At 37.2% G+C, this 26,695-nt stretch carries 28 protein-coding genes, 1 tRNA gene, 1 pseudogene and 2 riboswitches; of the genes and pseudogenes, 13 read left to right on the top strand and 17 right to left on the bottom strand.

Going from position 1 to position 26,695, the window contains the following annotated elements:
• Positions 1–86 precede the first annotated feature (86 nt).
• Positions 87–1,667: a peptide chain release factor 3 gene (locus ACRX5O_RS13280; protein WP_433906397.1), complete on the bottom strand. Its 1,581-nt coding sequence runs from the start codon at positions 1,665–1,667 to the stop codon at positions 87–89.
• A gap of 191 nt (positions 1,668–1,858) precedes the next feature.
• Positions 1,859–1,970: riboswitch (TPP riboswitch) on the top strand.
• A gap of 102 nt (positions 1,971–2,072) precedes the next feature.
• Here ACRX5O_RS13280 and ACRX5O_RS13275 point away from each other — a divergent pair.
• From ACRX5O_RS13275 to ACRX5O_RS13255, 5 genes are read left to right on the top strand one after another with little or no spacing between them, the layout of a single operon-like run.
• Positions 2,073–3,068 carry an ABC transporter substrate-binding protein gene (locus ACRX5O_RS13275; RefSeq protein ID WP_433906396.1) on the top strand — a complete coding sequence of 332 codons (996 nt, stop codon included), beginning with the start codon at positions 2,073–2,075 and terminating at the stop codon, positions 3,066–3,068.
• An 11-nt stretch (positions 3,069–3,079) separates the two neighbouring features.
• Positions 3,080–3,373, top strand: a complete 294-nt coding sequence (locus ACRX5O_RS13270) for a thiamine-binding protein (protein WP_433906395.1) — start codon at positions 3,080–3,082, stop codon at positions 3,371–3,373.
• A complete protein-coding gene (locus tag ACRX5O_RS13265) occupies positions 3,370–4,143 on the top strand; it encodes an ABC transporter permease (RefSeq protein ID WP_433906394.1) in 774 nt (257 codons plus the stop codon). Before ACRX5O_RS13270 ends, ACRX5O_RS13265 begins: the two co-directional genes overlap by 4 nt.
• Positions 4,130–4,876 carry an ABC transporter ATP-binding protein gene (locus tag ACRX5O_RS13260; RefSeq protein WP_433906393.1) on the top strand — a complete coding sequence of 249 codons (747 nt, stop codon included), beginning with the start codon at positions 4,130–4,132 and terminating at the stop codon, positions 4,874–4,876. Before ACRX5O_RS13265 ends, ACRX5O_RS13260 begins: the two co-directional genes overlap by 14 nt.
• The gene (locus tag ACRX5O_RS13255) at positions 4,873–5,643 is read left to right on the top strand and encodes a TatD family hydrolase (RefSeq protein WP_433906392.1); all 771 of its coding nucleotides are present in this window, start codon (positions 4,873–4,875) and stop codon (positions 5,641–5,643) included. The genes ACRX5O_RS13260 and ACRX5O_RS13255 overlap by 4 nt, the downstream gene beginning before the upstream one ends.
• A 39-nt stretch (positions 5,644–5,682) precedes the next feature.
• Here the strand turns inward: ACRX5O_RS13255 and ACRX5O_RS13250 are convergent, their stop codons facing one another.
• The 3 genes from ACRX5O_RS13250 to ACRX5O_RS13240 form a co-directional block, all read right to left on the bottom strand.
• Positions 5,683–5,820: a YjcZ family sporulation protein gene (locus ACRX5O_RS13250; RefSeq protein WP_433906391.1), complete on the bottom strand. Its 138-nt coding sequence runs from the start codon at positions 5,818–5,820 to the stop codon at positions 5,683–5,685.
• A gap of 33 nt (positions 5,821–5,853) precedes the next feature.
• Positions 5,854–5,961, bottom strand: a complete 108-nt coding sequence (locus ACRX5O_RS13245; protein ID WP_119707305.1) for a YjcZ family sporulation protein — start codon at positions 5,959–5,961, stop codon at positions 5,854–5,856.
• A gap of 161 nt (positions 5,962–6,122) precedes the next feature.
• Entirely contained in the window at positions 6,123–6,533 is a 411-nt protein-coding gene (locus ACRX5O_RS13240) for a hypothetical protein (protein ID WP_433906390.1), read from the bottom strand.
• Positions 6,534–6,821: 288 nt separating this feature from the next.
• Here ACRX5O_RS13240 and ACRX5O_RS13235 point away from each other — a divergent pair, with 288 nt between their 5' ends.
• Entirely contained in the window at positions 6,822–7,127 is a 306-nt protein-coding gene (locus tag ACRX5O_RS13235) for a hypothetical protein (protein WP_433906389.1), read from the top strand.
• A 34-nt stretch (positions 7,128–7,161) separates the two neighbouring features.
• Here the strand turns inward: ACRX5O_RS13235 and ytvI are convergent, their stop codons facing one another.
• From ytvI to ACRX5O_RS13190, 9 genes are all read right to left on the bottom strand, one after another.
• Positions 7,162–8,193, bottom strand: a complete 1,032-nt coding sequence (ytvI, locus tag ACRX5O_RS13230; protein ID WP_433906388.1) for a sporulation integral membrane protein YtvI — start codon at positions 8,191–8,193, stop codon at positions 7,162–7,164.
• A 135-nt stretch (positions 8,194–8,328) separates the two neighbouring features.
• On the bottom strand, positions 8,329–9,057 hold the full coding sequence (locus ACRX5O_RS13225; protein ID WP_433906387.1) for a protein-glutamine gamma-glutamyltransferase: 729 nt from the start codon (positions 9,055–9,057) through the stop codon (positions 8,329–8,331).
• A gap of 96 nt (positions 9,058–9,153) precedes the next feature.
• A complete protein-coding gene (locus tag ACRX5O_RS13220; RefSeq protein ID WP_433906386.1) occupies positions 9,154–10,296 on the bottom strand; it encodes an alcohol dehydrogenase catalytic domain-containing protein in 1,143 nt (380 codons plus the stop codon).
• Positions 10,297–10,310: 14 nt separating this feature from the next.
• Entirely contained in the window at positions 10,311–12,167 is a 1,857-nt protein-coding gene (locus ACRX5O_RS13215; RefSeq protein ID WP_433906385.1) for an electron transport protein, read from the bottom strand.
• Positions 12,168–12,250: 83 nt separating this feature from the next.
• A complete protein-coding gene (locus ACRX5O_RS13210) occupies positions 12,251–13,525 on the bottom strand; it encodes a homoserine dehydrogenase (RefSeq protein ID WP_433906384.1) in 1,275 nt (424 codons plus the stop codon).
• Between the two features lie 67 nt (positions 13,526–13,592).
• Positions 13,593–13,706, bottom strand: a riboswitch (SAM riboswitch).
• A 73-nt stretch (positions 13,707–13,779) separates the two neighbouring features.
• Positions 13,780–14,508 (bottom strand): exonuclease domain-containing protein, encoded by a 729-nt coding sequence (locus ACRX5O_RS13205; protein WP_433906383.1) that lies wholly within the window; start codon positions 14,506–14,508, stop codon positions 13,780–13,782.
• A complete protein-coding gene (locus ACRX5O_RS13200) occupies positions 14,498–15,469 on the bottom strand; it encodes a DUF294 nucleotidyltransferase-like domain-containing protein (RefSeq protein WP_433906382.1) in 972 nt (323 codons plus the stop codon). The genes ACRX5O_RS13205 and ACRX5O_RS13200 overlap by 11 nt, the downstream gene beginning before the upstream one ends.
• A gap of 60 nt (positions 15,470–15,529) precedes the next feature.
• Positions 15,530–16,795, bottom strand: a complete 1,266-nt coding sequence (locus ACRX5O_RS13195; RefSeq protein WP_119707296.1) for an ammonium transporter — start codon at positions 16,793–16,795, stop codon at positions 15,530–15,532.
• 228 nt (positions 16,796–17,023) lie between these two features.
• Entirely contained in the window at positions 17,024–17,593 is a 570-nt protein-coding gene (locus tag ACRX5O_RS13190) for a DUF1836 domain-containing protein (protein ID WP_433906381.1), read from the bottom strand.
• A gap of 138 nt (positions 17,594–17,731) precedes the next feature.
• Between ACRX5O_RS13190 and trhA the strand changes: the two genes are divergently transcribed.
• Positions 17,732–18,379: a PAQR family membrane homeostasis protein TrhA gene (trhA, locus tag ACRX5O_RS13185; RefSeq protein ID WP_433906380.1), complete on the top strand. Its 648-nt coding sequence runs from the start codon at positions 17,732–17,734 to the stop codon at positions 18,377–18,379.
• A 73-nt stretch (positions 18,380–18,452) separates the two neighbouring features.
• Here trhA and ACRX5O_RS13180 read toward each other — a convergent pair whose 3' ends face one another.
• Complete coding sequence (locus ACRX5O_RS13180; protein WP_433906379.1) at positions 18,453–19,367, bottom strand: alpha-helical endospore appendage domain-containing protein; 915 nt, start codon at positions 19,365–19,367, stop codon at positions 18,453–18,455.
• 320 nt (positions 19,368–19,687) lie between these two features.
• Positions 19,688–19,760: transfer RNA gene (locus tag ACRX5O_RS13175), tRNA-Val, on the bottom strand.
• A gap of 230 nt (positions 19,761–19,990) precedes the next feature.
• Between ACRX5O_RS13175 and ACRX5O_RS13170 the strand changes: the two genes are divergently transcribed.
• The 6 genes and pseudogenes from ACRX5O_RS13170 (at position 19,991) to ACRX5O_RS13145 (ending at position 24,109) form a co-directional block, all read left to right on the top strand.
• Positions 19,991–21,256 (top strand): S8 family serine peptidase, encoded by a 1,266-nt coding sequence (locus ACRX5O_RS13170; protein ID WP_433906378.1) that lies wholly within the window; start codon positions 19,991–19,993, stop codon positions 21,254–21,256.
• Between the two features lie 148 nt (positions 21,257–21,404).
• Positions 21,405–22,622, top strand: coding sequence for a helix-turn-helix domain-containing protein (locus ACRX5O_RS13165; protein WP_433906377.1), 1,218 nt, complete (start codon positions 21,405–21,407; stop codon positions 22,620–22,622).
• A 9-nt stretch (positions 22,623–22,631) separates the two neighbouring features.
• Positions 22,632–22,763 (top strand): hypothetical protein, encoded by a 132-nt coding sequence (locus ACRX5O_RS13160; protein ID WP_433906376.1) that lies wholly within the window; start codon positions 22,632–22,634, stop codon positions 22,761–22,763.
• A gap of 184 nt (positions 22,764–22,947) precedes the next feature.
• Complete coding sequence (locus ACRX5O_RS13155; protein ID WP_433906375.1) at positions 22,948–23,382, top strand: Fur family transcriptional regulator; 435 nt, start codon at positions 22,948–22,950, stop codon at positions 23,380–23,382.
• Positions 23,383–23,624: 242 nt separating this feature from the next.
• Positions 23,625–23,783, top strand: a pseudogene (locus tag ACRX5O_RS13150) (YozQ family protein); the annotation flags it as partial.
• 104 nt (positions 23,784–23,887) lie between these two features.
• Positions 23,888–24,109 (top strand): hypothetical protein, encoded by a 222-nt coding sequence (locus tag ACRX5O_RS13145; RefSeq protein ID WP_433906374.1) that lies wholly within the window; start codon positions 23,888–23,890, stop codon positions 24,107–24,109.
• A gap of 14 nt (positions 24,110–24,123) precedes the next feature.
• Here ACRX5O_RS13145 and ACRX5O_RS13140 read toward each other — a convergent pair whose 3' ends face one another.
• Both ACRX5O_RS13140 and ACRX5O_RS13135 read right to left on the bottom strand, forming a co-directional pair.
• Entirely contained in the window at positions 24,124–26,076 is a 1,953-nt protein-coding gene (locus ACRX5O_RS13140) for a TRAP transporter permease (protein WP_433906373.1), read from the bottom strand.
• Positions 26,066–26,593, bottom strand: a complete 528-nt coding sequence (locus tag ACRX5O_RS13135) for a DUF1850 domain-containing protein (protein ID WP_433906372.1) — start codon at positions 26,591–26,593, stop codon at positions 26,066–26,068. Before ACRX5O_RS13135 ends, ACRX5O_RS13140 begins: the two co-directional genes overlap by 11 nt.
• Positions 26,594–26,695: the final 102 nt, after the last annotated feature.

The raw sequence follows: 26,695 nt of genomic DNA, 5'->3' as shown, positions 1-26,695 counted from the left end.
GGTCTTAAGAATCAATACTATTATACCAAAAGCAGAGTTTTTTCCTAGAAAAAAGAAGCCCTCAAAACACGAGGACTTCTAGGTACTTATTGGTAATCATCCATAGGATTATAAAGTGTAATGTCTGGATTTTTTTCTTGGAACCAGCGAAGAGCAAAATCGTTTTCGAAAAGAAATACTTTCTTATCATAGCGATCCTTTACTAATAGGCTTCGACTGCTAGAAAGATTTTCATTAATTTCTTCATTTTCAACCCAACGGACGATTTTTGAACCTAATCTTTCCATTAATACTTCTGCATTGTACTCGTTTCTCATCCTATGCTCAAACACCTCAAATTGGAGTTGACCAACGGCCCCTAACAAATAATCATCTGTTCGAACCGTACGGAAGAGCTGAATGGCACCTTCCTGAACAAGCTGCTGAATTCCTTTATGAAAAGACTTTTGCTTCATTACGTTTTTAGCAGAAACTCGAACAAAGAGTTCAGGAGTAAATTGTGGAAGCTTTTCGTATTGAAAGTTGTTTTTCCCAACTGTCAATGTATCTCCAATTTGGTACGTACCTGGATCGTACAAACCAATAATATCTCCACTAACCGCTTCATCAACCGTGTTTCTGTCATCAGCCATAAACTGTGTTGATTGAGAAAGCTTCATTGACTTTCCTAAGCGTGGAATATTGACTGTCATCCCTCTTTCAAATTTTCCTGAACAAACACGTAAAAATGCAATTCTGTCCCTGTGAGCAGGATTCATATTTGCTTGAATCTTAAAAATAAAGCCTGAGAAATCCTCTGATAACGGATCAATTTCCCCTTCTGTAGATTCCCGAGCTTGAGGTGCAGGAGCAAATTGAAGATATGTTTCTAGAAAAGTTTGAACACCAAAGTTCGCTAGGGCGCTACCGAAGAATACAGGTGTTAGTTCCCCATTTGCTATTCTTTCACGAGAAAATTCATTTCCCGCTTCATTTAAAAGCATAATTTCCTCCAACGTTTGGTCATACAAGGAGTATTGCTTTAGTTTATGATCTCCCTCGATTTCTCCATCTTCATTTAACGGAACAAATCGTTCTTCCTCTTCCACACGGAATTGTTCGATTCGCTTGTAGAAACGGTCATATATACCGAGAAATTCTTTCCCCATACCGATCGGCCAGTTCATCGGATATGATTCTATTCCCATAACCTCTTCTAGCTCAGCTAATAGTTCTAATGGAGACTTCCCCTGACGATCAAGCTTATTGATAAAGGTAAAAATCGGAATACCTCTCATTCGACACACTTTAAATAGCTTTAAGGTTTGCTCCTCAATCCCTTTTGCTGAATCGATAATCATGACCGCACTATCAACAGCTGTAAGAGTACGATACGTATCTTCACTGAAGTCTTGGTGACCTGGTGTATCAAGAATATTCACTCGACAGTCATTATAATCAAATTGCATCACACTCGACGTAACGGAAATACCACGTTGTTTTTCAATTTCCATCCAATCGCTCGTTGCAAACTTACCCGTTTTCTTTCCTTTAACTGTTCCCGCATCACGAATTGCACCACCAAATAACAATAACTTTTCTGTTAATGTCGTTTTCCCAGCATCCGGGTGGGAAATGATCGCAAATGTGCGACGCGATTGTACATCATCTTTAAAATTTTTTGCCATTATAGAAATTCCTTTCTTTCCTTACACAAATTCATCCATAACTTCAATCTTATCGTGACTGTATGAAGTTTGCAATGTGTTCTTTACAAAAGCGATAACAAACATATCATTATGTTCATCTATTCAAGAAAGTTCTTCCTTTTCAAGAAAATAATTTCTGCTATAATGAGATAGAAATCAAACTAAATAGGTAAGAATTGTAGGGGGACCGGTTGAAGACCGGTTGAGAGTGCATCCAATTGATGCTGACCCTTTGAACCTGATCTGGATGATACCAGCGTAGGGAACATATTCTTTAAACAATAAACTTGTTTAAATATATGCGCCCGGTTCAAAAACTGCGGCGTTTTTTGACGTCTATAAGTCCAGTTCATATTCCTACTTATACCATTGGAGGAGAAAGTAATGACAAAATGGATAGCTGCATTAGCAGCTTCTGTATTACTCGCAGGATGTTCAGGAACAAATGAACAACAAACAGAAAAGGAGGAATCAAGTGCTGAATTAAAAAAAGTGACTGTCGTTCTTGATTGGACTCCAAATACAAATCACACAGGGCTATATGTCGCAAAAGAAAAAGGCTTTTTTGAAGTGGAAGGTCTTGATGTGACCATTCAGATGCCTGGAGAGGCTGGTGCTGACCAACTTGTTGCTTCTGAGAAAGCAGACTTTGGTGTAGGTTATCAAGAGGGCATTACACAGGCTAGAGTACAAGGGGTACCGCTTGTTTCTATAGCTGCGGTCATTCAACACAACACATCTGGTTTCGCATCACCGGCATCTAAAAATATTCAATCTCCTAAGGATTTTGAAGGAAAAACATATGGTGGTTGGGGTTCACCTGTTGAAGAATCCGTCATCGACTCACTTATGAAGCAGGAACAAGCAGATGTAGAAAAGGTGAATATTGTAAACATAGGCGATGCAGACTTCTTTACCGCTGTTGAACGTGATATTGACTTTGCATGGATATACTACGGTTGGACAGGCGTGGAAGCGGAATTACGAGGAGAAGACATAAATATGGTCTACTTAACCGATTACTCCGAAAAGCTAGACTACTATACACCTGTGTTAACAACTAGTGAAAACATGATTAACAACGATCCAGAAACAGTAAAAGCTTTTGTTAAAGCGGCTTCAAAAGGCTATGAATTTGCTATCGACAATCCTTCCGATGCGGCGGACGTCCTAATCAAAGCTGCTCCTGAGCTTGACGCAGAGCTTGTTAAGAAAAGTCAGGAATGGCTTGCAACCAAATATCAAGACGATGCAGACCAATGGGGTCAGCAACGTTTAGAAGTATGGGAAAACTATGCTTCTTGGATGCTTGAAAATGGGTTACTAGAATCAGAGTTAGATGCAGAAAAAGCCTTTACTAATGAATTTTTACCACAATAGGAGTTGGTCATATGGCAAACGCGCTTGTTAGTATACAAATTATCCCTAAGACAAAAAACGGTGAAAATGTGATTCCTTACGTAGATGAAGCAATAGCCATTATTGATGCGTCAGGAGTAAAGTATGAGGTTCATCCCTTGGAAACAACTATGGAGGGTGATCTTCAGGAACTTTTTGCAGTCATTACGAAAATGAACGAAAAGATGATTGAAATGGGAAGCAGCAATGTTATTTCGCAGGTGAAGATTCTTTATCAACCAGGTGGAATAAAAATGGATACACTTACGGAGAAATATCGTTCATGATACAAAAATTACAAAAAGGGTGGAGACCAATTTTTGTTCTCCTCCTTTTATTCATTGGCTGGGAATTCACCGCAAGAATTACTCAGGTTCCAACTTGGCTTCTCCCAACTCCATCACAAATTTTTAACGAACTCATAAATGGTTGGAGCAGTGTCTCTGTACATCTTACATCCACCATTCAGCTTATTTTTCTAGGCTTTGTTTCTGGAGTTACCGTAGGTCTGTTAACTGCCTTTATTTTACATAATATTCCTTTTTTAAAAGAATCTTTATATCCGCTTCTCATTTTATCGCAAAATATACCCATTATCGTACTTGCTCCACTTCTTGTTATATGGTTCGGCTTCGGTCTATTACCAAAATTAATTGTTATCACTCTGGTTTGTTTCTTTCCAATTACGATTTCAGCCATGGATGGATTTCGCCAGGTTGCTCCAGATCTCTTCCATTATATGCAAATGGCAGGAGCAACAAAACGACAGTTATTTTGGAAACTTGAGTTTCCGTTTGCCCTTCCCTCAATCTTTTCAGGTCTGAAAATTTCAGCGACTTACAGTGTCATGGGAGCCGTTATATCTGAATGGTTAGGATCAGAAAATGGTATTGGAGTCTATATGACACTCTCTTCCTCATCGTTTCGAACAGATCGCGTGTTTGTTGCCATTTTTCTCATTATGGCATTAAGTTTGTTATTTTTTATCATGATTAATTGTTTGGAGAGATTTATAATTCGTTGGAAAGCTGAGGGGAACAATCGTGGAGCATCTTGAATTACAAAATGTGTCTTTTTCTTATCGAGATAAACAAATCTTACATGATCTCAACCTCTTTATTAAGAACGGGGAGTTCGTAACGATTCTTGGTCCCTCCGGAAGTGGAAAAAGTACGATTTTCCAGTTAATCGGTGGCCTGCAGGCTCCACAAGCAGGGTCCATTATACTCGAAGGAAATGACATTACAGGTAACAGAGGACATATTAGTTATATGCCCCAAACCCCTTCCTTACTACCTTGGCGAACAATCATTCAAAATGTCGTTCTTGGCCAAGAGCTGAAAGCTAAAAAGGATTACGAAATGGCTATGGAGATGCTGCGAAAAGCGGGGCTAATGGAGTATAGAAATGCTTTTCCTCACGAACTTTCAGGGGGTATGAAGCAAAGGGTTGCATTTTTACGGGCACTTCTAAGTCCCCAGCCCATCATATGTTTAGATGAGCCATTTTCAGCTTTAGACGAGTTAACTCGTCAGGAAATGCAGTTATGGCTACTTTCGATTTGGGATCAGTACAAAAAAACAATTATTTTTGTTACCCATAATATAGAGGAGGCACTCTTTCTTTCCGACCGAATACTCGTATTATCCGATAAACCTGCAAGAATCAAACAAGAGGTTGTTGTTCCCTTCTCGCGACCAAGAAACGAGGAAATGATGTTCTCCGGAGAATTTCTTCGTTACAAAAAAATGATTCATGATTTTTTAAAAGAAAAGGTTGATCAAAAATGAGGAAAATAACAGACTGCCATTTACATCTAGATAAGTACCTAGATGAAGAGATTCATACGATGATGGAGACACTTGACGAAGTTGAAATGCTCATAAGCGTTTCCTATGACTTAGAATCCTGTAAAAGAAACGCTTATCTTTCAAGGATATACCCACATGTCAAAACAGCATTTGGATTTCACCCTGAGCAAGCAATAGGTTCAGACGAAGAAATGGCAGACCTTTTTCAATGGGTGTACACACATTTCGATGAGATGATAGCGGTTGGAGAGGTTGGCCTCCCCTTTTACTTACGGACTTCCACTTCCTGGAACTCTTCTCTGGAACCGTATATAGAACTTCTTGAAGAGTGGATAAAGCTGGCTAGCAAGAAAAACTTTCCTATCTCGCTTCATGCAATTTATGATGACGTGCCAACCGTTTGCTCTCTGTTAGAAAGGCATAGTATTGAAAATGCTCATTTTCACTGGTTTAAAGGAGCAGACACAGATATGGATCGAATCATTCAAAACGGACACTTCATATCGCTTACTCCTGACCTTTTTTACGAAAAAGAAATTCAACATATCGCTAAGCGTTTTCCCCTTTCACAGATGATGGTGGAAACAGACGGTCCTTGGCCCTTTGAAGGACCGTTTAGCGGAAGAATGACACACCCCAACATGATTCATCAAACAATAAGACAACTTTCTGAATTGAAAGCTATCTCAGTGGAAAAGACATATGAAACACTGTATGTAAATACAAAACACTTCTTTCGTTTATAAAGGAATGAAGGTGAGAAACCCCACCTTCATTCTTTTTTATTACCACTTAAAGCAAGCAGCACCAACGATGATTAATAGGATGAAAAGTACAACGATTAGCGCGAAGCCACCACCGTACCCAACTCCACCAACTGCTGGATAACCGCAACCGCTGTAAGGAGATCCGTATCCGTACATCTAAATTCCCCCCTTTAAAGTTTTAATTAATTTTTAATAACCGAAACCATAGCCCCAAGAAGCACCAATGATAATTAAAAGGATAAATAAAACTACTAGCAGAGCGAAACCTCCGCCGTATCCACCAAATGTTTCTGACATTTAAATTACCTCCTTAGTTGTAAGTCAATATATCCTATGTAAGAAACCCAAAATGTGCGAATAGTCAAACGCCCTTTTTTAGGTAAAAAGCGGAGGCGGCTTGTACATGGATTCTAACGCATATTAAACAAGAGCCTCCCCAAATGGGGAGGCTCTTGTTTCTACATGATCGGTCTCATTTCATAATTATTAATTATTGATTCTTTCATTTCAGCAAAATTATATTCGTATTGAATCTGATTTGGCAAGGGAAGTTCAATCCAACGATACAGACCAAATTGAGTAATTTGTTCTTTGTAAATTGGTCGACAATTTTCTAATACACTTACATTGAAGGATTCAAAACCATCCAATTGAACTAATTCTTTAAGTAATTGCCTTTTCATTTCGAGACTCGTTACTTCTTTCTCCTTTTTGGAAGGAAGATGAATAACAATTTTTTCATCCTTTATTTGCTCCAAAATCATTAATTTTGATCTAGAAAGCTTCTTTAGCATTCTATTAATTTTCCAAAGAGAGACACCATCAATCGTTTTAAAAATTAATGTAATATTTTTTTTCATCTTTTCCATTTCCTTTATTTCCTCATTTTCGTATGTATGCATAACATATCACAATTTGTCGATTTAAAAAATTGGACAATTGACCTAGCAAGTACTTGTCGTTTTCTTTTTCTTATTGAAGATCAGGACGTTTGTTGTATGTTTCTATCATACATTACCAATATTGATGTAAATTTACCGTCTATTATTTTAAAAAACCATTCTAAAGTAGTTTAATAGATTTTATAAAAAAAGGAAACTTCCATCTTATTCCTGCATAGATTTAAAGGTAGATTGAAGTAAAGGCGGAGAACAAGAGTGAGTCGATTGAAGGAATACATGACGTATAAACCTTGGGTAAGTTTGAAAATTGTTTTTTTACTAGTTTGTCTCATCGTACTTTTTCTTTTAGTAGCGAAGCTTTACGCTAATAATACTAACGTAACCGATCAACCTAAGGAGGACGAACCAGGGGAAAAGATCATCATCATCTTACCGAGTGGGAAAAAAGTTTATACGTACGAAAACTTGATTGTATCTGAAAATGGAAAGCTGTACTACAAAGGAGATCGATCAGAGCTTGATTTAACAGGCGGAATTGTCAAATATGAAGATTGGGAATAAAAACGAAAAGCCATCCATCGATGGCTTTTCATTATTATATTTTATAGTTTACTTTAATAACATTTGCCTTTTTTAACGTATCGTAAACAATAACGATAGCCGGGCCTAAAAATAATCCAAGAAAACCAATAAGCTTAAAGCCTATATACAGACTTACTAAAGATGCTAGTGGAGAAATCCCTAGACTGCTCGAATATACCTTCGGCTCAATTATCCTTCTAATTACTGTGATTAACCCGAATAAAATAATTAAGCCTACTCCTAGCAATTGATTTTCCTGTAATATTGCCACAATTCCCCAAGGAACTAAAACGGAGCCTGTACCCAAAATAGGTAATATATCAACAATGACTATTAATAATGATAAAAGAGTTTTATTTGAAACACCTAAAATCCATAATCCTGTGAATGCCATCACAAAGGTAATTACACTTAAAAAAAGCTGAGCCTTTATAAAGCCAACCCCTGCCCATGTGAGCTGATTTATGACAAGGGATGCTTTCTTTAAACTTCCCTCTGTTAGATGTCTTTTTATATTCTCTTTTAATCTAGGTAGCTCTAAAGAAAACAGGAATAAAGCAACCAAGTATACTAAAAATTCAATTAAAAAACCAGGAATGGCTGTTAATAAAGATATGATGGTTTCAAACATAGTTTGTAAGAAGGCATCTAAGGAAGCGATACTTGACTCTATTGTGTTTTCCATCGATTTTAACACTTCTTCTGGAAGTGTTTGTAAATATCTTTCTAGGCTACCCATTATTGGTAAAAGTGTACTCCGATAAAAATCCTTTACAAAAGTCGGAGTGCTCTCTGACAAACGAAGAGTTTGTTGAATGATTAAAGTAAAAAAGTGATAGCCAATGATTACTAAACCTAATATGTACGTTAAGAATGATGCTAATACAGCATGTACTCGTGCAATCCTAAGTTTATTTTTATAAAACTCAACTAATCCTTCTAAAAATATAGCTGTAACTAAAGCAAAAACTAATGGCAAACTATACGGCAGTAAGAAAAAGCCTACACTGCACAAGATAATAATGATAAGAAGCTTTTTTAACATGTATTTCTCTCCTACTTTCCTTCCATAGTATTAGTATACAGCCATTTTCATATGGAAAAAAGAGTTAACATCAAATAAATATAAATGGACAATGACCCCTTCTAATAAATGGATCAATTGTCCTTTTCCAACTCATTATACTTGCTTAGCAAACTGTGATAAATACTTATAATTTAAACGACTGTGCTGGTGTATTAAGTGAGCAGATCTCGTGGCACCTGTTTTTCTCAATGTATTAAGGGCTTTAATCATTTCTTCCGCGGTACCAATTCCAATCCCATGACCAAAATATTTATCTTCACCTAGAAATACAACATTTTCTCCAATCCAAACCGAATTATTATAATCTGGATTGTAAAAATACATCACATCCCCCGGAATAAAATCCGAGCCCACTTTTGTGATAATTCCTAGGTCCTCATCATAGCTCCAATCCCAAACGAGTAGATGATTAAAAAGATGATTAAAAGCTCTCTCGTCAATGGATTGAAGAACAGCATAATAAAATATGACAACAATGGCTGTCGAGCATTCAAAACCGTACTCTACCCCATTATGAAAAATATCTTTTATTGCATCAGAGGGTAGCACATTTGGCTTAAGCATATAACCTCTTGATGTTTTTAACCAATAAACGGAATGGAACTTTGATGTTTGAAATACGGAAAATTCTACTTCACTTTCGTTCAATGCATTGGCACTATTTATCATGTTCTCTCGTAACATCAATTCAAACAAAAGCTCTCTACTATGAACATATATATGCACTTCACTACTGTTCTTTAAGAAGTGAAAAATTTCTGCTTGTTTGCTAGATAATTGAAAAGGGGGTATCTCTACATTCATTCCCGCAACGATAATCACAAATCCTTTACCTCCTTTCTCCATTACTACATGCTATGCTTCAATGGGAAAAGAGGCATCCATATTGCGTAAAAAGGGGGCATGCGCCCCCTTTCATTACGGTTTTAATATAATTTTCAAGCAATTTTCTTTCCTTTTATTAAATAACTTATATGCTTTTTCACCATCAGCTAAAGGGATGTGATGGGTGATAATATCATTAACCTTTATTTTCTCTTTACTCACTAGCTCATAAAGGAATTGCGTATTACGTATGGCGGGGGCAAAGCCCATTTTTAGTGTAATATTTCTTGCAAAAAAATCACCCAAAGGAAACCCATTATACCTAAGACCATACACCCCAACGAGTTGAACAACTCCCCCTTTTCTAACAACTTGGCTCGCCATCTTAATTGCTGTAAGGCCGCCCCCCTGTAGAAAAAGTGCTGTTTCAGCAAGTTCAACCGGTGTCATTTTACCACTTGCTCCAACACAATCAATGACAATATCTGCTCCCCCTTTGGTTATCTCTAACAAATGGTCTGATAGCTCATTTATCTCCTCAAGATTGAATACCTCTACCCCATTGGTTCTTCTTGCATGTTCCAATCGATAAGGAATTCTGTCAATGGCGATAACTCGGTTCGCTCCCTTTAGCCAAGCAATCTTCTGTGTTAACAACCCAATCGGACCGCTTCCGATTACTATAACCGTATCACCAGGCTTTACATCTGCATTCACTACTCCCCAGTAGGCAGTTGGGAGCGCATCCGCTAGTAGAACTAAAGCATCATCTTGTAACTCATTATCATTAGGTACTCTAAATCGAGTGAAATTTGCAAACGGAACTCTCAACCATTCTGCTTGGCTTCCAGAATAATCTCCGTACAGTCGTGAACAACCAAACATGGCACCAACTTCTGGCTTCACCTCTTTATTCGCAAGATCACACTGGCTTTCTAGACCATTTTCACAGTAAAAACAATGCCCACAAGCAATGTTAAAAGGGATAACCACCTTATCACCCTTTTTTATTCCGGTTACTTCTCTCCCGAGCTCTTCAACGATACCGACCGCTTCATGTCCAATAACATAATCCTTTTCGAGGCTTGGAATCATTCCATGGTATAGATGCAAATCTGAACCACAGATCGAAGAGGCAGTGACTCGTACAATGATGTCATCTGGAAGCTGAATGACTGGATCAGGTACATTTTTGACTTCTACATGTAATAACCCTTGATAAGTAACAGCCTTCACCTTATTCACCCCTTCTAATCAGTGAGAGTCAGCAAGTAGTGAATAAGTGCATCCTGCTCAGATTCAGAGAATCCTGTCGTTTGATCTACCCAAAAGGAATGTCCTTTACCAGTCACATTCGCAGTGGATAAACTCTTGTTCTTTGTATTGCTTTCAATCACTATTTCTCTTAACCTTGAGTCAACCATCGCTTTTAGACTATGGTATGGATCAGGAAGCTTCCCTTGTAAAATGGTTTCTGCTACTCCAACCTCTCCATTTGGACCAACAGCCACTCCGCCATCGTGTAAGTAAGGAGCACTTCTAGAGAGGTTATAAAGGCTAATGGTTTTGTAGGCTCCCTTTGTATTCGTAAATCCCCAAGCTAGTTTAAGCAACTGCTCTTGTTCAGGTGTTGTTTTAATTACATCTATTTTTGGATTGTTAGGAAGTGGTACAGACGTTCCCTCTTCATATACTTTTGGTACATCGTGGTAGTCCTTTAATGGCGAAAACCCCTTTGAACGTGAGGCATTCGTTTTTATTTCCTCCACTGAAATCAACTTATTGCTCGTTGCAAATGTCCCTGCATGGCAAGAAATACATCCTGCTTTTGTAAATACTTTTTCACCCTTCTCTGATTTTTCATTATCCTTTTGTATTCCACTTGGTACCGGAGAAAGAGAATTCATGTATGCACTCATCGCGTTTAATTGTTCATATACCTTATACCCAGCCGAGCTTGATAAGACCCCTACAGATGTCATATAGGAGGTTTTTGGATAGGTGGGAGATTTAGTCAATTGATTCACACCAGGTACTCCCGGGGTAGGGTCTACTTTCGCAAAAAAGTCAGATGGCTTTTGCGATGACTTTCCATCATAACGATACTTTGGATTCGCTGCATTTTGTAAAACGGTTCCCAAATATACTTCCTTATCTATTTTCATCGTATACTTACTAATCTCAGAGGCTGAGACCGCATCCATATTTTGTGAATGGGCATTATTAATCGCTGCCGAAATCCCATCAAAAGGACCGATTTGACCTTGTCCGCTCCAACCAAATGGACGATCACCATTCGTCATCGCGTCAGGAACTTGAACAGGATTATTATGTAAATCAATGGTCGTGTCATTACTCCCTGCAGGCCATTTAATAATCTCTGCATCCACGAATTTTTCAAACTTATCTATATCAGGTAAGGCATCTTTTGTTCCATTCGATGTTTCTATTTGTACAGAGCTTTGACTAATATACTCTTTAATATCCTCTAGTTCTGTATGAGTAAAATAGGAGGCTGTATTAGTACCCATCGCAAGAGCTAGACCGATTTGCAAATCCGTATTGGGGACTCCCTCCATAATTTTCCCCTTTTCATCAACGGAGGCATGACAAGCAGCACAGCTAACACCTGCTTTTAATCTCCCTTCATCAAACACTACCTTAAATCCAACTGGTGTCTTAGCCCCTTTAGCCACATCAAGACCTGTATCAATTAAGTCACCTTTTTTTATGCTGAAATCACCAACTGAAAAATCTTTATACGCTTCGACCCTGAGGTTATTCGTACCCTCCCCATTTAATTTTAAGATCGCCTTTCCAATGTTGCCTAACGTTAAGGCCCCGTTAAACATACCTAAAATATCTGAAAAAAACACTTCATTCCCAAAGGTCTCTTCATAAAATAATTTTCGCCCTAACTCAATCTGTTCAGGTGTTCCCATCTCCACTTGGTTTGACACAGAAGCTATTTTCGATTTTTTTTCTGATTCCCTTACATCTTCTGCTTCCGGTACAAATGCGTAATCAATCGAAACATTTGTCAATGTATAGATTGCAACACCGAAGATAAGCATAATTACTCCAAACAAAATTAATAGTTTTCTCATTCTGCACCTCCATAGCAAACATATTATTTGCCCTATGGAGCTTTACGATACAAAAAAAAGACGCAATAATTATGCATCTTCTCCTAGAAACTATAAACCATATTCAAATGATCTCTTTTTAGACCGATCGGTGATACTGAATAACGTTTATATAAGACAGGTAGCTTTATACATTCTAGCTCGCCTTCGTATAAGAAGCTTCCGTATATACGACCATCAAGCTCTTTTACAACTTCTTGAAGGATATTTAAATGCTTTGAGTTTTCATTTAAAACCGCTTTTAAGCTAAGCCATTCCTCCTTATTTTGCAGAGGAAATACCGCTAATTGAGTACTTTCGTTAGTCTCTTTTTCATTTTGAGCTTGATAGCTATATCGATGAACTTTCTGCAACGGTTGTTTTTGTTGTTCAATTTGTACTAAATCTTCAATCATAGCACTTGCAGTAGCCTTTGAACCAGCTCCTGGTCCTTGGAGCATAAGAGTCCCAACCAAATCTGTCTTAATAACTATGCCATTATCTACCCCCTCCACATTGTAAAGAGGATGTTCGGTGCTTACAAACGTTGGCTTTACGGTTGCCTTGATTCCCTCATCCTCTCTTTTCAAAGAGGCCAGCAGCTTTAGCCTTAATCCATGCACCTCACCTAAGGCTAGATCTTCTAATGCGACTTCTTCAATCCCAATTCTTTCAACCTTTTCCCAGTCGGGCTGCTCATGGTAGATTAAACTGCTTAAAATCATTTGCTTGTAGAAAGCATCTCTACCAGAAATATCACTTTCTGGGTTAGCCTCTGCGTAACCGAGTTGTTGTGCCTCTTGCAGGCATTCTCCAAAGCTTAATTTCTCATTTCTCATTTTTGATAAGATGTAATTGCTCGTTCCATTCAAAATACCCTCTAGAACTAAAATCCCATTCACTTGAAGGAGTTGAATAATCGTTCTAAGTAAAGGAATCCCTCCCGCAACGGCTGCCTCAAACGTTAAGAACTTACCTTTATTTAAAGCATATTCCGTAAGCTCCTCACCACGATTAGCAAGCAATTCCTTGTTTGCACTTATAACATGACAGCCACGATCTAAAAATAACTGTATATAGGAATAGGCTGGTTCAATACCAACAATTGCTTCGAACACATAGTCTATTTTTGGGAGAGCTAGGATTTCCTCAATCTTTGTAGTTACAATAATATTCTTGGGAAGCTGACGTTCCTTTTCTGTCTTCACTAATATACCAACAATTTCAACCTTCTTACCAATTACCTTTTCCAGCTTCTCCTGATGAGTATGAAGGATGGAATCATACACACCTGAACCTACCGTACCAAATCCTAAAAGAACCACTTTTACCGTTTCCATCATGTTTTCCTCCTCTGATAAAATAAAAAACCCTCTTCCAAAGAAGAGGGTGTATTGTTATCATCTCTTCTTATCTGTCAAAGCACGATTGCTTTGCAGGAATTGGCACCGTGTTTTCTATAAAAAGAAAATCGGTTGCCGGGTATCATCGGGCCAGCCCCTCCACCACTCTGGATAAGAAATCCAATATTCAGTTGATTTATGGATAATAATAGCACAAACTTTTTTTAAAAGTAAAGAAGAATTATAGAATCTTACAATTTTGCCATAAGATTATATATATCTTGAAGAGTCTCATATCCCTTTCGCTGAGCTTTATCAATAAAAATACACCACAGAACAGCTGTCAATTTAGCGTCTCCTAGTGCATGATGTCTATCCACTACTTCTATTCCATACCGCTCGCAAATATCTTCAAGCTTGTTTTGGGTTAATTCTGGATCGGCAACTCTTGATAGGAATGACGTATCAATGATGCGATGTTTCTGAGGGGCTTTGAATTGTTTCCAGTTCGCTGCTTGCAAGAAGTTTTTTTCATGATTTGAATGGTGTGCAACAAGTGGCGTTCCTCTAGCAAAGTGATAAAAATCCAGCAGAACATTTGATAACGGCGGCGCACTCTTTAGCTCCTCTTCAGAAATTCCTGTTAACTCCTTCACCTGGACTGGAAGTTCTTTATCATATTGAACTAAAGAATAAAAGGACTCGACTTCTTTCACATACGCACCTTTTGTCTTTATAGCACCAATAGACAAAATTTCATCGCCTTTTTCAGGAAAGAAGCCCGTTGTTTCAAGGTCAAAAACCGTCACCTCTAATTCAGACAATGGAATCAGTAAGGCATTGTCTGAATTCAGTTCTTTTTGAATTTGACGCAAAAAGGCAACATGCTGACCGTTTTGTCCCTGTAAGCCACTGTATACATTTGTCCCCAATTTCCCCTGGATTCCCCTCACAAAATGAATAAATGGTTCAAACGCCATGATTTCCACCCTTTTCAATCATTCTATGAACGTATTGCTGCAGCTTCTTTCCATCTTTCAGTATCTTTTTAATTAATTTTTGATTGTCTTTCGTAAGTTTTTTTACATACAAATAGTGGGAATCATCATAAGAAGCCGTAAAAGAAAGGTGATCTAATCGGAACTGAAGAAGTTGCGAAAAATTCTCCTGATATTGAGATAACTCCTCATACTTCTCTAATTTGTTTAGCTCTTTTAATCTACCTATTGTACTAGTCTCGATTATTCCTTCTTTCCATGCCAATAGCCGAACTGCATTCACATATGGTATAAAAGCAGAATACTTCAAATCAATAGCTCCAGCATGTATTCCCTTCTCCTCAACAATGATTTGTCCTAGTGGACCAATCGTCTTTTTTACATGTTTTACATTTTCTAATAATCGGCCTAAAAATTGAGGATGGGAATGACTATATTCGTGGATCACGTTTTTTAAATGGTAAAGGAGATCATGGTCACCTACAAGTTTTCTAGCATCATAGAAAATTTGCAAATTGCGAATCGAAACCCAACTGCTCTCCTCCATCCAACTTACCACCTGTTTATTCCAGCTGGCAGATGTTTGACACCATAGTGGATTTGAACTCATTACCTTACCATCGCACAATGGGTAACCAACTATTTGTAATCCAATTGATAATTCCTTTCCTAATTCACTAAAATAAGAACCTGCCTCTTGACTATCTTCTTGAAAAATAATCCCATGATCTTGGTCACTTATTAATCCTTGTTCAAATCGTCCCCCGCTACCAGTAATAAACCATACAAAGGCACACGGTGGTTTAGCATTCATTCGGGCACTCGCAGCCTTAAATACCTTAATCATAATCTCGTCGTGGAACTTATTTAGAGAATCTGAATTTGATATATACTCTGCAACATGAGTTTCTTTCCATAATTTTATTGATTCATATGAACTCAAATCCTACACGCCCTTTAAGTAGATAAGGAAAGCCCCATAAAATGAGGCTCTCCTTATTAATTATGAAGAAACTTTTTGATTTTCACTAGTTAAAAATACTTCTGGGTATCCGTAGCTACCATGTTCACTTACATCTAGACCCATAATTTCTTCTTCTTCAGTTACACGCAATCCTCCAAGTACTTTCTTTGCAATCACTAGGATGACAAATGAGACGACGAATGCATATAAACCTGATACACCAACACCCATTGCTTGAACTCCAAGTTGCTCTAAGCCACCGCCATAGAATAAACCAGGCTTACCAACTGTCGCTAATTCTGGTGTTGCAAAGAACCCTGTTGAAAGTGTTCCCCATACCCCAGCCGTACCATGTACAGATAAGGCAAAGATCGGGTCATCAATTTTACGTTTTTCAAAGAATCTCGCGCTATAGAATACTAGAATTCCAGCTACAAATCCGATCACAACCGCTGCCCACGTATCAACGAAAGCACATGATGCTGTAATAGCAACCAGACCTGCGAGTGCACCATTTAAAATAGTTGGAATATCTGATTTTCCTAATACAACCCAAGAAATAATTAGTGCTGCCACTGCACCAGCACCTGCAGCTAAGTTCGTATTAAGTGCTACAAATCCAAAGAATCCAGCATCAACTGAAACGGTACTACCAGCATTGAATCCAAACCAACCTACCCAAAGAATAAGAACACCTAATGCTGTGAATACTTGGTTATGTCCATAAATATTGTTTGCAGAGCCATCTTTGTTATATTTCCCAATACGAGGCTTTAATAGAATAGTAGCTGCTAGTGCCGCCATCGCTCCCGTTAAGTGAACAACTGTTGAACCAGCAAAGTCTTGCTTCCCATGTTCCGCTAACCAGCCACCGCCCCAGATCCAATGAGCAACGACCGGATAAACTAATGCTGAGAACAATACTGTAAAGATTAAATATACGGATAATTTTGCACGTTCAGCAAACCCACCAAGAGCAATTGTTATGGCAATTCCTGCGAATGCTAATTGGAATAAGAAGAATACTGAGGAATTAAGTGCTAAATCTAATTCTGCTCCACCATAGAAAAAGTTTGAAGCACCAACGAAGAAGTTAGCATTGTCACCAAAAATAAATCCAAAACCGACTGCCCAGAATACTAATGAAGCTAAACCGAATGTAAAAATGGTTTTACCAGCAATATGACCAGCGTTCTTCATTCGAGTGGAACCTGCTTCTAGCATGATAAATCCACCGATCATGAAGATAACTAACACTGCTGATACCATTACCCATAGACTGTTCATTAAGTAGTTTACATCCATTTTTCTTTTCCCCCTAAATATTAGTTGTGTAACTTTACTTAACATTATAATGTCATAAAATATAACATCAGTTCGATTAAGTTTATTTTATACGATATCTATAAAGAGTCAATATTATTTACAAACATTCTGAAAATACCATGTTAGATAATCTAACAAACCCTATGTGTAACCCCTTTCTTTATGGTTTGACAACAAAAAACACCATCTTCCACAAGGAAAACGGTGTTATTTCGTGCTTATTTCATCAACGAGCTTTTCAGCTACTCTGCGATAATGATTGCTAATATTAATTAATGAGGCGATAAGGAGAACATTCTTTAAATAAAGATTCTCTTCTTCAGTGGTATCTTCCATTTCTTCAATCACATCTTTCCAGTGTGACTTTACCTCTTCGTTAAAAGATGTAACATTTTTCATGGTCAAATTTAGGTAGGATGTATAGAATTTCTCTAAATCAAGATTACCTGATTGGATACCGTCGTTCAAACCAACTAATGTTGTCTTAATATCATTAATAGACAAGCCACCCTTAAGCTGGAATATGAGACTAATTAGTATAAGGTGCTCCTTTGAATACTTCTTATTTTTTATCGGAATGAACAATTTATCCTTTGCGTAATTGTTTATCATTGTTTTCGTTAATAATTTCTCATCTTTATTTCTTTTCTTATGATTAAATTTCTGATCAAATAATTGAATAACTTGATCCATATATAAATCAATTGCCGGGATATCATCCATTGTAATTTGTTGCTGCAATCCTAGCTCGTCAATAAGCTCGTCAAGATGTTTCATAATACTCTCCTTTTTTCTTCTATATACATTTCAATTTTACTTCACAATTCTGCATAAGTAAATGTTGACTAGTTGTTGTAATGTGTATACTATAATAAGTAGTTATAAAAACTACATGTAAAAAAAGGAGAGAAGCACATGCTTTCTTATATTAGAGAACCTATCAATGGTCTTACCCATTTGGCAGGAGCCATTCTTTCGTTTATCGCCCTCTTAGCGTTGGTGATTAAAGCTTCCATTACAACGAGCTCCGCTTTAGCAATTACATCAGTTATCATTTTTGGGTTAAGTATGATATTGCTTTATTCAGCATCAGCCACCTACCACATGGTTGTTGCAAAAGATTCGGTCATTGCTTTTCTGCGTAGGCTTGATCACTCAATGATTTTTATTCTCATTGCAGGGACGTATACTCCTTTTTGTTTAATTAGTCTGAATGGATTAACCGGTTGGTTACTGTTTTCTATTATCGTATTTGCTGCTCTTTGTGGTGTGTTATTTAAAATGATTTGGTTTAATTGCCCGCGTTGGTTATCAACAGTCATTTATATTGTGATGGGTTGGATGGTAATCTTTGTCGCTTCTCCTCTTGCAGATATTTTGAGCAACTCTGGTTTATTTCTGCTTGTTTTAGGAGGAATTTTTTATACAATTGGCGGTATTATTTACGGAGCGAAACCTAAATTTCTTCAATCACGTTTTATGGGGTTCCATGAGATTTTTCATATTTTCATCATGCTCGGATCGACTGCTCACTTCCTATGTGTGTATATGTATGTACTATAAATTAAAAAACAAGTCCCCAATTAATCTATTAATTAGGGACTTGTTTTTTCACTTTCAATAAATAAGTTTCACATTAATCACAATCGGTAATTACTACTCCTAAAGGTACAGAGACACCATTAAACGTGTTGAAAACTCGTGTATTTGTTTCATTAAATAATTCTAAATCAATGATGTCGTTCGCATCGTCAACAAATAAAGAAAATGTGTACGTACCAGGATCAATTCCTTCGCTACCTGCCTGTACTTGACCTGAACCAGTAACAAACATTACATTTTCTTGTCCTTCGCCTGGGCAGTTAATTGTAAAAAATTCATCCGCAACAAAAGTAAATTCAACAAAAGGATCCATTCCGTCAGTACTAGTAAAGGTAAACGTGAAATTTGTACCCTCAAGAGTACAGGAAGGGCAAATATTACTACTTGTTGATACATCACCTACTCTATTTTGTTGCTGGACCTGTACCGTTTGCCCCTCAGTCGAAAATCCAAAATCTGTTCTGCAATCACAAGGTGCTGAAGTAGTAGTGGTCGTTGTATCAGTCGTTGTGGTCGTTGTATCAGTTGTAGTGGTCGTTGTATCAGTCGTTGTATCAGTCGTTGTATCAGTCGTTGTTGTGGTGGTTGTTGTTGTTGTGGTGGTGGTTGTGGTTGTAGTTGATGTAGAAAGAAAATCGAGAATATTTTCGAATTTAAATTGAAGTAACATTTCTTTTTTAATGATAGTTTGCAACATTCTTTCCACTTCACGATTTACTTGTAATAACTCAGCAAGGCTTCCAGCAACAATATTCGGATTTACTAGATTTCCTTGATCATCCACAAGAGTACCGATTGCTCCCTGAAGCTTCTCAGCTTCAGTATTAATTAGGTGCGCTAAACCAAGCTCTTCAAATGCAATCGAAGCAAGAAGTAAGAGAATTACTTGTTCAGAATCAAGACCATCGATTGGATTAATACCTTCAGGAGGGATATTCGGAAAAGACATATTAAGATATACAACTCCTTTTCAATTTAATGTAACAATAATAAATTATTCAAGTTCCCGTAGTTTGTATAGACACTTATAGGTGTATATGACAATTTTAATAAATGTTCTTCCTTCTCTATACTTAATTTATTCCATCCTTGTAATATGGTTTGGACTTGTTTCATGTCAAACACACATTTTTCAAGCGTTTTAATATAACTTTTAAGCTTCGTCATTTTTTGAAAAACTTGTTGTTATGAATCTATTTATAGCGTGAAAAAGACCACGACCAATATAAAAAACACCCAATTGCTTAAAACAATTGGGTGTTTATATAATGACCTGTGAGGGACTTGAACCCCCGACCCCCACCCTGTCAAGGTGATGCTCTCCCAGCTGAGCTAACAGATCTCTTATAAAGTACATATTTTATTATACTTGATTTAAGAGAATTGTCAATATCATCCCTCATTTAACAGAAGTCTTTAATTTTCTTTTAAAATCCATTGCCACTCTGCTTTTCCACAAAATTTTCCCAACTTTCTTACTCTATAAGTCTATTGATTTTGTTTGAAAATAATTACTATACTTACCTTACAACCTCTTAAGGTTGAACCTTTAAGTCGGGAAGGAGTTCATACATGAAAAAAAGAACTTTAGGATCTGTGCTTATTAGCGCAGCAATGGGACTATCATTATTTGCAAGCGGTGCACTAGGTGCCCAGCAGGAAAGTGCTTCAAAGGATACTTATCGAGTGTACATCCAAGGACCTCAGAGCGAAAAGGTGAAAGCAAAACAAACGTACGGATCGCGCTGGGACTTTGAAAATGACGGGTTTACAACAACAGTAAACGAAAGTCAGTACAACGCTTTACTTAAAAACAAGAATCTTACTATTGAATTGGTTGAAGAGGTAAGCCTCGAAGATCGTACAGAAGCAAAAGCAAAGCCAGGAGTATCTGCACAAGCTCTTCCAAGTGACCAAACTCCTTGGGGAATTCAAGCAATCTATAATGATAGCTCTGTTCAAACAACATCCGGTGGTGCAGGAATTAAAGTTGCCGTTTTAGATACCGGTGTATACACAAGCCATATTGACTTAGCAGGTTCAGCTGAACAGTGTAAAGATTTTACACAAACAAAATCTCCTCTTGTTAACGGCTCTTGTAATGATAGAAACGGTCATGGAACCCATGTCGCTGGTACAGTATTAGCTCATGGTGGTAGTGACGGACTAGGAATTTATGGAGTGGCTCCTGAAGCTGACCTTTGGGCTTATAAGGTACTAAACGACCGTGGTTCAGGCTATTCCGATGACATTGCTGGAGCTATTCGACACGCAGCAGACGAGGCAACAAGAACAGGTTCAAAGGTTATTATCTCCATGTCCCTTGGTTCAAGCTCAAAAGATACCATGATTGCAACCGCAGTTGATTATGCTTACAGCAAAGGTTTATTGGTGGTTGCAGCTGCCGGCAATAGCGGTTCTGCAAGCAACACGATTGGTTACCCAGGTGCATTAGTAAATGCCGTTGCGGTGGCTGCGCTTGAAAACGTTCAACAAAATGGAACTTACCGTGTCGCTGATTTTTCATCAAGAGGCAATCCGAATACTGATGCTGATTTCGTTATTCAAGAGCGTGATGTTGAAGTATCAGCACCTGGTGCAGCAATAGAATCTACTTGGTATAACGGTGGATATAACACAATTAGTGGGACATCAATGGCTACTCCACATGTTTCTGGTTTAGCGGCGAAAATATGGGGGGCCAATCCTTCACTCTCACATACACAGCTTAGAAGTGAACTACAAAATCGTGCAAAATCGTACGATATTAACGGCGGAATTGGTGCGGCAGCTGGAGACGACTATGCTTCAGGATTTGGATTCCCTCGCGTAAGATAAAGCCAGGAAAAAAAACCATTCAGAATTCTCTGGATGGTTTTTTTACGTTCGAAATATCGTCCTTTTTTCCTGTATTCAAAAATATCTGAAAAATAGGTTTACATTTATGGTAACGGTGATAAAGTATAAGCATTAGGAGGTGATTTCGTTGCAATTTGGACCTTTAATTAAGTATTATCGGACTCAAAAAGGGCTTACCCAAAAGGAGCTTGCTAATGGAATTTGTTCCGTTTCCCATTTAAGCAAAATTGAAAATAACGGAAAGGAAGCAAATGATGAAACCATTTCTCTCCTGCTCGATCGATTACATATCAGCATAAATCGGGCCGAGGAACAGGAAAAAATTATCTGTGACTTATTAAATCGATTAAATGAAAAGATTTATTTTTACCAAAAAAACGAGGTTGAAGATATTATCAACCAGTTGAAGGATTATGACGCAATTATTCCGTTTACCTCTTACCTACATACATATGAGCTGTATAAGATGCGTTACCTATTGTTTCTCGGTAATGTAGATCAAGCTGACCACCAAAAGGAAATTCTTAATAAACTAAAGAAATCATTTTCCCAACATGAAATCTATTTATTTCATTATTGTATTACGGTACTGTATATATTAAAGGGACAATTTGAACAAGCGGATCAACAGTTTGACTCATTATTTCAAATCAGTCATGACTCTTCTTCGGGCGAATTCCTATATTATCGTTCAATGGTAAAGGCAGCCTTACAGCAATCCGGTCACGCCATTCACTTTGCAAAAGCAGCCCTCCAGTCCTATATGAATGAGCATAATTTTATTCGAATCCTTCATTGCTTAATGCTGTTAGGAATTAACTACACTCACTCTGGAATCTTCGAAGAAGCAAAAAGCTGTTTTCACCATTTAGAAAGAAATGCAACATTATTAAACGAAACGAATCTCCTACCACAAATTTATCATAATATCGGGCTTCTTTATAAAAAGCTTGAAGACCACGATAAAGCAATGTTGTATTTAAATAAAAGTCTTTCCTTACAATTATCACCTACCACACATTGTCTCGTCACACAGTACGTTAAAGGTCAAGTTGCTTTTAAGATGCATTTACATCAAGTTGCAAAAGAAGCCTTTACTATTACATTCACTCTCTCAGAAACTCTAAATAATAAAAAGTATTCCATTCTATCAAAATATTACCTCCTTGCATTGGAGAATCAATCAAAGTCAATCCAATACGTCATTTTAACCGTTATTCCATATTTAGAAAGCTCAAACGAAAATAAAGATGACTTACTCATGTTTTATCAATTACTTTCCAAGCATTATCATTCAACTGGTATGTTTGAGAAAGCAATATATTATTTGAATAAAACCATTTAGGAGGATATTATGAAAAAATTAATCTATTCCTTTGTTGTCATCGCTTTTATTCTTACATCTTCAACAGGTGCTACCTATGTTCTTTCAAGTTCTGATGCTCCACAGGGCCACCCAATTTTACCTCCAGTGAAAGAAGCATAAAAGTACGGCGGTCTGAGAAAATTCAGACCGCCGTTTTTTATATTCTATAAACAACTAAATAAAATAGATATTAATTTAAAATAATTATAAAAAAGTATTGATTTTCGAATGAGAAGTGTTATCATAATTATGTACTCTACTCGAACTTTCCAACTTTCTAATCTTCTAATAAAGAGGTTCTTTTATGAATAATGAATTTGATTTCGATAAACTTATCCCTTTTTTAAAAGAACGCGGACTACGGATTACACCACAAAGAATGCTAATATTAAGAACGATTGCATCCATCAAAGGTCATCCAACTGTAGATGACATACATTCACAACTCCCCTCTATTAGTATTGCAACCATCTACAATAACGTAAAAATGTTTGTGAAATTAAAAATATTAAATGAATTGCCCTATGGTAATGGTTTAAGCAAATATGAATTTCAAATGGAAGAACATTATCATGTGATATGTCATATATGTGGAATAATTGAAGATTTTAAATATCCACTATTAAGAGAAGTGGAAGATGTAGCTAACAAGTTAACTAAGTTTCGTGTTCATTCTCATCAGCTCGAGCTTTATGGAGTATGTAAAAATTGTAGTGAAAACAAAGAAGTTACTAATTAAAAAAGAAGGCGATTATTATGCATAACAGTGTATGCCCTAAGTGTCAAACTCCCATTAAATATTTGAAGCATAGTGTGATTTGTAAATGTGGAAGTAAGTTTAAAATCAGAAAAAATTAACCATTCCTTAAAACTGCAAAATATGTGCAGTTTTTTTATTTTTTAGTTTGTATGCCCTTCTCCCTTTTATCAAAAAATAGGTATGTATGTTGATGGAAAATGATGAAAGGCGGGAATGGAATGAAAAAAAACAACTCATCAAAAATTGCTGGTAAAACATTTGAGCCCTCTGATTACAACAGTGAAAACCAACTCGAAATGGGATTAGCCCAAACACATGAACAAGCAAGTGATGGTTATTACGAAGGGACGATCGACCAAGAACTAGAAAAGAATGACTGATTCAAAAAAGTGTGGATTTTTTTCCACACTTTTTTTCATTTATTGAATAAAGAACATTTGTTCGTATATAATAGGAATATCAACCTTAATTGTGAGGGATGCATATGCAGAGGGCTTTACTAAAAGCATTAAAAGAGGAGCAACCTATACAGATCATCTATCTTTCCGACAAACAAAAAATTACTCAACGAACAATCATTGTAAATGAAATCAATCCACATACGATCCGCGCTTATTGCTTTTTACGAAAGCAAAAGAGATTGTTTAAAATTAATAATATATTGTCTGTTTTCCCAATAAAACAAAAAGAGCCTAACATTGGCTAGGCTCTTTCAATAAATTACTTACCTATAGCTGTTGATGGCTCAGGTCGTTTTATGAATAATTGAAGTGCAACTAAAACGGCAAATGTCACCAAGCCAATGATGTCAGTAACCCCTTCTGGATAGATAAGAAGAATTCCACCAACAATACCAACAATTCGTTCCCACCAGAACAGCTTTCTCATCCAATATCCGATAACCCCCGCACCTATCGCCATCATACCTGCAAGTGCAGAGAAGATGACCCAGATAAGGTACGACCATGTTGTATCTATCATTAACAACTCTGGCGATAAAACAAACATATATGGAATGATAAATGCTGCAATGGCCAACTTCGCTGATTGTACACCTGTACGAATCGGCTCGCCTCCAGAAACACCCGCTGCTGCAAAAGCTGCTAATGCAACTGGAGGTGTAATGTCAGCAATGATTCCGAAATAAAACACAAATAAATGTGCCGACAAATCAGGTACACCAAGCAATATGATTGCTGGTGCAGCAATTGTAGACGTAATAACATAGTTAGCTGTTGTTGGTGATCCCATTCCTAGCACAATCGCTGCGAGCATGGTTAACATTAATGTTGGAATTAACGCTCCACCAGCAAGATCTAATAACCCATTAGCAAGCTTTAATCCAAGTCCTGTCTTTGTAACAACACCCACAATAATACCAGCAGCAGCAGTTGCCGCTGCCACTCCAAGCGCTGTTCTTGCACCATCAACAAGTGCTTCAATAATCCCTCTAATACCTACACGTGTTTCTTTATTAATAGCTCCTACAATAATTGCTACAAGGATGGAAAATAGTGCAGCTCTTGTTACTGTCATACCAGATGTCATTAACACAATAACTGCGATAATCGGTGTTAATAAATAGAACTTTTTAAGCACCTCTTTACGATTAGGCATTTCCTCATCTTTTAAGCCTCTTAGTCCAAGTCGCTTGGCTTCAAAGTGAGTCATAATCCATATTCCAGCAAAATATAATAAAGCTGGAATGGCAGCTGCTTTCGCAATCTCCCAATACGTTATTCCACCAATAAATTCTACCATTAAGAATGCAGCAGCACCCATGATTGGTGGCATTAATTGCCCACCTGTTGACGCCGCTGCCTCTACTGCACCAGCAAAGTCCTTTTTATAACCAAGTTTTTTCATCATAGGGATTGTAAATGAACCAGAGGTAACAACGTTAGCAACTGAGCTCCCACTAATTGTCCCTTGTAAAGCACTTGAGAAAATAGCCACCTTTGCAGGCCCACCAACTCTTTTTCCGGCAATTGATACTGCCAAGTCATTGAAATACTGCCCAACACCTGTTTTCACAAGGAAGGCACCAAAGAGTAAAAATAAGAAGATATACGTTGAAGAAACTCCTAAAGGTGTACCCAGGATTCCTTCTGTTGTATAGAACATCGTTTGAACAAGTCGTTCAAGTGATAGCCCTCGATGAGCTAAGAAGCTCGGCATATATGGTCCGTATACAGCATATGCAAGAAAAAGTCCTGCAATAATTGTTATTGGTAACCCCACTGCCCTTCTTGTTGCTTCAAGCACAAGAATAATGGCAAGAAGTCCAATATAGAAGTCCATATCAGTTAACATACCAACTCGTAATACCAACTCATCGATCATGAGAGGCCAATAGGCACCCACTGCAACTGAAGCTATTGCTAGTAATACATCATACCAAGCAACTTTATTTTTTTTCCCTTTCGTTTTTCTAGCAGGAAAAAGTAGAAATATAAGAGCTAGTGCAAATCCTAAATGAATAGAACGTTGCAATTGAGCAGTTAGAATACCAAAAATACCTGTATAAAGTTGAAATAATGAAAATGATAATAATCCGAGAAATACAATCCAACCAAATATTCCTGTTAGCTTTCTCGAACCAGCTTCCGGATCATATTTTTCTAAAAGCTCTTCTTGCTGTTCTTGTGACAGAGATTCGAATTTATCCGTCAATGAGATTCACTCCTTTCCATTGTTGATAAAGGTTCATCTTAGTTACCTTTATTCTTACCCAAGTACCTGGCTGTATATATTCGTTTAAAGGGTACTCTTTGTTTCCATATATTACTGTATGATTAGCACGAATCTTTCCAGTTCTTAAATCAAAGTATGGAAAAATTCGATTCATATTTTTTATATAATACTTTCCATTCTTTTGCTTAAAAACTTCACCTTTTGATGCATTTTCCGGCATCCCAATGGAAAAATCAGAGTATTCGAGTTCAAACTGCTTAATTTCTCCATTGCTATTAACTTGATAACTCTCAATTACGTCTGATAGGTGAATCGAGTGTGTATATTTTATTTTAAATTCCGGATGGTCACCGAGTGGAATATACACAAGAACCTTACCGGTGTTCTCTAACTGAAAAGTTAAAGCTTTTTTGTATGGAATAATTGATAAACAAATGATGAGTAACATACTGAGGAATAAACTTAGAAAGGACTTGCTTTTAATCACTTTCCCCATGGTAACACGTCCATTTTCTAATACATATTTATCTCTAAAAAGCGAAAATTGACCGACCAAAATAACCTTAATTGGTTATAAAAGCCGGCCGGTCACATTTTC

This window comes from Robertmurraya mesotrionivorans (genome assembly GCF_050971805.1).
GTDB lineage: Bacteria > Bacillota > Bacilli > Bacillales > Cytobacillaceae > Robertmurraya_A.
The sequence above is the reverse complement of the archived record's forward strand: the minus strand, read 5'-3'. Positions and strand labels throughout refer to the sequence as shown.